Source organism: Coriobacteriia bacterium (assembly GCA_013334745.1).
Lineage (GTDB): Bacteria > Actinomycetota > Coriobacteriia > Anaerosomatales > JAAXUF01 > JAAXWY01.
The window spans coordinates 21423-27672 of sequence record JAAXWY010000033.1; the positions used below are offsets into that span (position 1 = coordinate 21423).

Genomic DNA, 6250 nt, shown 5'->3' on the forward strand with positions numbered 1-6250 from the left:
CGCTCACTCCCCCGCGATGTCGCCGAACACGCCCACTGCACGAAGTCGTTCGTAACGCGCGGCCACGAGCGCGTCGGGCGCGGTGCCCGCAAGCGCATCGAGCGCGCGCTCGATCGCGGGACCCACAGCCGCGAACACCTCGGCGGGCGCACGGTGCGCTCCACCCTCGGGCTCGGGCAGCACCTCGTCGACGATGCCAAGGCCCACGAGGTCCTCGGCGGTCATCTTAAGGCAGGACGCGGCCGGCTCGGCCTGCTTGGTGTCCTTGTACAGGATCTGCGCGCACATCTCCGGGCTGATCACGGAGTAGTAGCTGTTCTCGAGCATCATGATGCGGTCGCCAAAGCCGATCGCGAGCGCGCCGCCGGATCCGCCTTCGCCGATCCCCACGCACACCACCGGCACGCGCACGGCGGAGAGCTTCGCGAGTGACTCCGCGATCGCCCACGCCTGGCCGCGCTCCTCGTCCTCGAGGCCCGGAGCGGCGCCCGCGGTGTCGAGGAAGCTCACGATGGGCAGCCCGAACTTATCGGCGAGGTCCATGACGCGCATCGCCTTGCGGAAGCCCTCGGGATGCGGGCTGCCGAAGTTGCGACGGATGTTCTCTTTGGTGTTGGTGCCCTTGCGGTGACCCAGGATCGCGACCTTGCGACCGCCTATCGTGCCCAGGCCCGCGAAGATCGCCTCGTCGTCGCCGAACGCGCGATCGCCGTGGATCTCGATGACGTCGTCGAACAGCTGCTCGACATAGTGCTGCGTCTTGGGGCGCTCGGGGTGGCGCGAGATCTGGACGCGGTCCCACGGCGAGAGGTGCTGGTACGTGTCGTGACGCAACTGCTCGATCTGAGCGGCGAGTTCGTCGATCTCGTGTGCGAGGTCCGGGTTGTCGGCCAGGTCGAGGCGGCGAAGCTCGTCCACCTTCGCTTCGAGGTCAATGAGCGGGCGCTCGAACTCCATGATGTAGCGCGGCTTGCTCACGACGCCTCACCCGCCTTACGCGAAGGTGTGGGCGCGCCCGCGGGTGCGAGGTAGCCCAGCAGCAGCGCGACCCGCTCGGCGAGCTCTTCGCGCGGCACGATCGCGTCGACCATGCCGTGCTTCATGAGCGACTCGGCGGTCTGGAAGCCCTTGGGGAGCTTCTGGCGGATGGTCTGCTCGACGAGCTTGGGGCCCGCGAAGCCGATCATCGCGCCCGGCTCGGCCACGATCACGTCGCCGAGCACCGCAAAGCTCGCGGTGACGCCGCCGTAGGTGGGGTTGGTGAGTATCGATATGAAGAGCAGGCCCGCCTCGGCGTGACGGTGCGCGGCTGCGCTCGTCTTCGCCATCTGCATGAGCGAGATCATGCCTTCCTGCATGCGCGCGCCGCCCGATGCGGTCACGATGACGATGGGGAGCTTCTCCGCGGTGGCGAGCTCGAACGCGCGCGTGACCTTCTCGCCCACGACCGAACCCATCGACGCGCCGATGAAGCGGAAGTCCATCACGGCGAGCACAACCGGCGAGCCGCCGATGGTCGCTCGGCCCGAGATGAGCGCCTCGTTGCGGCCGGACTTCTCCGTGGCGGTGGCGAGCTGGTCGACGTAGGCCTTCGAGGCGACGAACTCGAGCGGGTCGCCAGGAGTCAGCCCGGCGTCGATCTCGACGAAGCTGCCTTCATCGGCGAGCTGCTCGATGCGCTCGGGCGCGGTGACGTCGAAGTGGAAGCCGCAGGTCTTGCAGACGCGCATCGTCTCGGCGAGTTCTCCCTCGTAGATGATGCGCTTGCAGCTGTCGCACTTGATCCAGACGCCGTCGGGCACGTCGGTGTTGCCGGCGGGCGCAGCGGTAGTATCGCCGCCCACCGAGGTGTAGCGCTTCGTCTCGCGTGCTTTGAACCAATCAGCGATCGACATCTGTGTTCTGCCGCCTACCTATTCGTACTACTTGGTCTACCTTACCCCTGAATGACACCGCGGCACCGCCCGGTCGCCAATGACCGAATGGTGCCGCGGCGCGAAAGCTGCGTTCCGCTGCGTGATCGTGCCTACAGCGAGAAGTCCTTCTCGCCGTTGAAGATCGCAAGCGCGGTGTCGACATCGGCATCCGCGAGCGTGATGGCGCTGATCGCCTTGGTGAGGCGGACGGCCTCATCGAGCGAGCGCTGGTGCAGGTTGCGGCCGGTGGCGTTACCCACGGCGCCACCAACGTGGATCTGCTCCCAGAGCTGGGTGAGGAACGTGGTCGCGTCGACGGTCGAGCCGCCGGCGCACACGAGACCGGTGCGACCCGAGGACTTCGAGGCCTCGACGAGCTTCTGCGCCGAGCTGCCGGCGTCGTCGCCCTTGGGCGGGTTGACCTTCACGAAGTCGGCGCCCAGGCAGCACGCGGTACCGGCGGCGCCGGCGATGAGGTGTGCGCTCTTCTCATCGGTGACGGCCTTGCCACGCGGGTACATCCACAGCACGACGACGAGGCCCAGTGCGTGAGCGTCGGCGATGAGCTGACCGGCCTCCGACATCATGGTCGACTCGTACTCCGAGCCAAGGTAGATGGTGTAGCCGATACCCACGGCGTTGACGCCATTGTCGACGAGGTCGGCGACGACCTGGATGTCGTAGAGCTGCGGCGAGTAGGGATCGTCCTGGCTCGTGCCCACGAGGTGGGTCTTGGAGTTCATCTTCACGAGGTAGTTGATCTCGGGGTAATCGGCGGCGTACTGCGCGATGAGGCCGCGCTGGCCGGCGAGCACGCCGATGACGCCCTGGCTACCCATGCGGAACATGTGCTCCGGCTCGGCGTCAGCAGGGTCGATGCCCTCACCGAAGAAGTCGTCGTTCAGGTGCTCGACCTTCTGGTCGCACGCGAACAGCATGAGACGACCGGTGCCGCGCGTCGCCTTCATGTAGTTGTCGATGTAGCGCTCACGCATCTCTGCCGGAACGTCGGCCGGAACGCGAACCAGATCACGGGTGATTGTCGGCATGAAGAGCCCCTCCTCGCACGTTGCATGTACAGAACACATACGGCCGCGGAGCCCCGCTCCCCAGCCGTTACAGACCGAGGAATAGGGTACGCGAAGCGAGGCGCGGGCGCCACAGGTGAGCGGTGAACGGAGGGCAAGGCGCGTCAGGCGATGACCTCTAGGCGCAGGCTGGCCGTGTTCCTTCGATTGACATAGGCCTTGTTTCGCTCAAACCCCCGCTGCAAGTACCAGTCGACCCGGTCTGGATACGCGTCCACCGTGACGAAACGACAGCCGACGTGAAGGCGCTGGTGCATGGCAATGGCAACACCAACGCACACCTTCACGAGCTCATTCCCGATGCCGCGCCCCTGATGCTCCTTGTGCACACCGAGTCTCGCCAGCTTCAGCGCGGGGTAGGTCCGAATGGCCTTCTCGATGCAAGCGGTTGGCGGCTCATCGAGCTCCAACTTTATTGCGTCTGCTGCGATCGAGAAATACGCCACCAACTGCGCTCCGTCGAACACCAGATAGGTGCCAGCCAGATGCTGCTCTTGATACGGCAACGCGTCGCACTGGAGGAACTCGTTCAGGTCTGAGTCGCCGCAGTCAAAACGCCTGACATCGTGTTTCGACGTGAGGCGCTCGAATCTGAACTCGTGCCCGGACACGCTACTTCGCCAGATACTTGCGGTACGCCGCAGCGCACTCGGCCAAGTACTGCTTCTTCTCCTGAGAACGATCCGGACTGGCGGCCTTCTTCAGGAGTCGCTTCGCGTCGCGCCCCTTTAGAACCGGGGTCGGCTCGATTGGTTTTGCCATGCTGCGCCTCCCTTCTGCACCCGAAAACTGCTTCCAGCACAGTCTATACCACCACTGCGACGACCCACGGCGGCGGTCGTCGCCCGAATCGATCTATGCCGTAACGCGCAACCTAAGCCCGAGCGATCGAAGCACCTTCTGGACAGTGCCGAACTCGGGGTTCCCTTCCGGAGACAGCGCCTTGTAGAGACTCTCTCGCCCGAGACCGGTCTCACGCGCAATCATCGTCATACCCTTGGCACGTGCGACATCGCCCAGGGCCGCTGCGAGCAACGTAGGATCATCAGCTTCGAGCGCTGCATCGATGTACGCCATGATGGCTTCATCGGTGTCCAGATGCTGCGACACATCCCAGTAGTGAGTCTTCGTCCGCTTCTCTTCCATGAACCGAGTGTATCCTACACAATACACATACGCAAGGCGCCCTTACCCCAGCTCCGCCTTCATCTGGTGCCACGCCCGGCGCGCGTCCTCGACCGAGCCCTCTTCCTCGATCGTGGTGATGTCGCCGGGATCGCGGTCGAGCGTGACCGCCTTGAGCACGCGGCGCATGATCTTGCCGCTTCGCGTCTTGGGCAGCATCGACACGATGTTGATCTCGCCGATGACCGCGACCGGACCCAGCTCGTGGCGCACCGTCGCGAGCAGCTCCTTCTGCAACTCTTCGCTCGGCTCCACACCGTTCTTGAGCACGACGAACGCGCTGATGATCTCGCCGCGCAGCTCATCGGGGCGTCCGATGACGCCCGACTCGGCCACGCTCGGGTGCATGAGGAACGCGCTCTCGACCTCGACGGTTCCGATGCGGTGATCGGCAATCTTGATGATCTCGTCGGCGCGCCCGGCGAACCACGCGTAGCCGTCCTCGTCGATCATCGCCGCGTCACCGGTGTAGTAGACGCCCTCGATCTTGGACCAGTAGTCGCGCCCGTAGCGCTCCTCCTCGCCCCACAGCGTGGCGATGAGGCCTGGGAACGGCCGCTTGATGACCATGATGCCCTTCTCGCCCGCGGGGACCGGGTTGCCGTCGTTGTCGACGACCTCGGCCTCGATGCCCGGCAGCGGTATACCCGCCGAACCCGCCTTGATCGGGATCATCCCAAGACCGTACGGATTGCCGAACACCGGCCCGCCCGTCTCGGTCTGCCACATGTGGTCGATGACCGGCACGCGGCCCTGCAGCACCGTGTTCTGCAGCCAGTCCCACGCCGGCGCGTTGAGCACCTCTCCTGCGCAGAACACGCGCTCGAGCGGTCCGTAGCCGATCGACTTGAGCGGCGCGTCGCCGTAGCGCATGAGCAGACGCACGGCTGTCGGTGACGTGAACATCGCCGTGACGTCGAACTCCTCGACGGCGCGCTTCCACGTGGCCTCTGCCGCCGGGAAGTCGAGAGCGCCCTCGAACGCGCAGGTCGTGCAGCCCACGACGAGTGGCGCGTACACGATGTAGCTGTGGCCCACGATCCAGCCGATGTCCGAGCCTGACCACCACACGTCATCCGGCGTCAGGCCGTAGACCCAGCGCGCCATCGCGGCGACGTGAACCTGATAGCCGCCGTGCGTGTGCACCGCGAGCTTGGGCTTGGCGGTGGTGCCGGAGGTAGCGAGGATGAATGCGGGCTCGTTGGACTCCATGCGCTCGTAGGTGCCGGAGTGCCCCTCGCCACCTGCGAGGAAGGCGTCCCAGCCCACGTCGAGCGGCTCGTTCATCGCGGGCGCCGTCTCCGCTCGGTTGAGCACGACGACGTGCTCCACGCAGTCGACGTCCTCCATAGCCGCATCAACGATCGGCTTGAGCGAGATGTCCTTGCCGCGCCGATAGGTGATGTCGGCGGTGAACACGAGCTTGGAGCCGCTCGCCTGCACACGGTCAGCCAGCGCGTTCTCACCGAATCCCGCGAACACCACCGAGTGGATCGCGCCGATGCGCACCGTCGCGAGCATGAGCATGATCGCCTCGGGGCACGTGGGCATGTACACGGTGATGCGGTCACCCTTGGTGACGCCCATGCCGCGCAACGCCGCCGAGATACGCTCGACCTGCTCCAGCATCTCCGCGTAGGTGAAGCGGCGTACATCGCCGCGCTCGTTGAAGTAGATGAGCGCCTCGGCGTCGCCCCGGCCGGTCGCCACGTGGTGGTCGAGCGCGCTGTACGAGAGGTTGGTCTCGCCGCCTACGAACCAGCGAAACGTGGGCGCATCCCACTCGAACGTGCGCACCCACGGCTTGAGCCACGGCAGCGGCTCGGCGGCCTTGGCCCAGAACTCCTCGGGGTTCTGCTCGGCGTTGTAGATCCAGCGCTTGATGACGGGACTGATGAGCTCCACGGGGCGTCCTCCCCACGATGTCGGTTTGGGCGCACGATACCGCGCAGGCATGCGGTCGGACGGATTCGAGCGGGTGAACGGCGCGACGCGGCGGGCGGGCGGCGGTGTGGGCTCGCACGTGGGCGCGAGGCCGCGCGGGCGCGGACGGCCGGCGGC

Annotated in this window: 7 protein-coding genes; all 7 read right to left on the reverse strand. The window is 66.0% G+C overall.

Going from position 1 to position 6250, the window contains the following annotated elements; genetic code table 11:
• Nucleotides 1-3: 3 nt before the first annotated feature.
• The 7 genes from HGB10_08780 to HGB10_08810 all read right to left on the reverse strand — a co-directional run bounded on the left by HGB10_08780 (nt 4) and on the right by HGB10_08810 (nt 6145).
• Nucleotides 4-957 carry an acetyl-CoA carboxylase carboxyltransferase subunit alpha gene (locus HGB10_08780; GenBank protein NTU71894.1) on the reverse strand — a complete coding sequence of 318 codons (954 nt, stop codon included), beginning with the start codon at nt 955-957 and terminating at the stop codon, nt 4-6.
• 17 nt (nt 958-974) lie between these two features.
• Nucleotides 975-1895, reverse strand: coding sequence for an acetyl-CoA carboxylase carboxyltransferase subunit beta (locus HGB10_08785; GenBank protein ID NTU71895.1), 921 nt, complete (start codon nt 1893-1895; stop codon nt 975-977).
• 131 nt (nt 1896-2026) lie between these two features.
• Nucleotides 2027-2965, reverse strand: coding sequence for an aldolase (locus tag HGB10_08790; GenBank protein ID NTU71896.1), 939 nt, complete (start codon nt 2963-2965; stop codon nt 2027-2029).
• A 143-nt stretch (nt 2966-3108) separates the two neighbouring features.
• Nucleotides 3109-3615 carry a GNAT family N-acetyltransferase gene (locus tag HGB10_08795; protein ID NTU71897.1) on the reverse strand — a complete coding sequence of 169 codons (507 nt, stop codon included), beginning with the start codon at nt 3613-3615 and terminating at the stop codon, nt 3109-3111.
• A gap of 1 nt (nt 3616) precedes the next feature.
• Nucleotides 3617-3766: a hypothetical protein gene (locus tag HGB10_08800; GenBank protein NTU71898.1), complete on the reverse strand. Its 150-nt coding sequence runs from the start codon at nt 3764-3766 to the stop codon at nt 3617-3619.
• Nucleotides 3767-3859: 93 nt separating this feature from the next.
• Nucleotides 3860-4150, reverse strand: a complete 291-nt coding sequence (locus HGB10_08805; GenBank protein ID NTU71899.1) for a putative addiction module antidote protein — start codon at nt 4148-4150, stop codon at nt 3860-3862.
• Between the two features lie 42 nt (nt 4151-4192).
• Nucleotides 4193-6145, reverse strand: a complete 1953-nt coding sequence (locus tag HGB10_08810; GenBank protein ID NTU71900.1) for an acetate--CoA ligase — start codon at nt 6143-6145, stop codon at nt 4193-4195.
• Nucleotides 6146-6250 lie beyond the last annotated feature (105 nt).

Coding starts and splice junctions, on each gene's coding strand:
- HGB10_08780 (NTU71894.1), bottom strand. CDS start 957: ATGGAGTTCGAGCGCCCGCTCATTGACCTCGAAGCGAAGGTGGACGAG.
- HGB10_08785 (NTU71895.1), bottom strand. CDS start 1,895: ATGTCGATCGCTGATTGGTTCAAAGCACGCGAGACGAAGCGCTACACC.
- HGB10_08790 (NTU71896.1), bottom strand. CDS start 2,965: ATGCCGACAATCACCCGTGATCTGGTTCGCGTTCCGGCCGACGTTCCG.
- HGB10_08800 (NTU71898.1), bottom strand. CDS start 3,766: ATGGCAAAACCAATCGAGCCGACCCCGGTTCTAAAGGGGCGCGACGCG.
- HGB10_08805 (NTU71899.1), bottom strand. CDS start 4,150: ATGGAAGAGAAGCGGACGAAGACTCACTACTGGGATGTGTCGCAGCAT.
- HGB10_08810 (NTU71900.1), bottom strand. CDS start 6,145: ATGCCTGCGCGGTATCGTGCGCCCAAACCGACATCGTGGGGAGGACGC.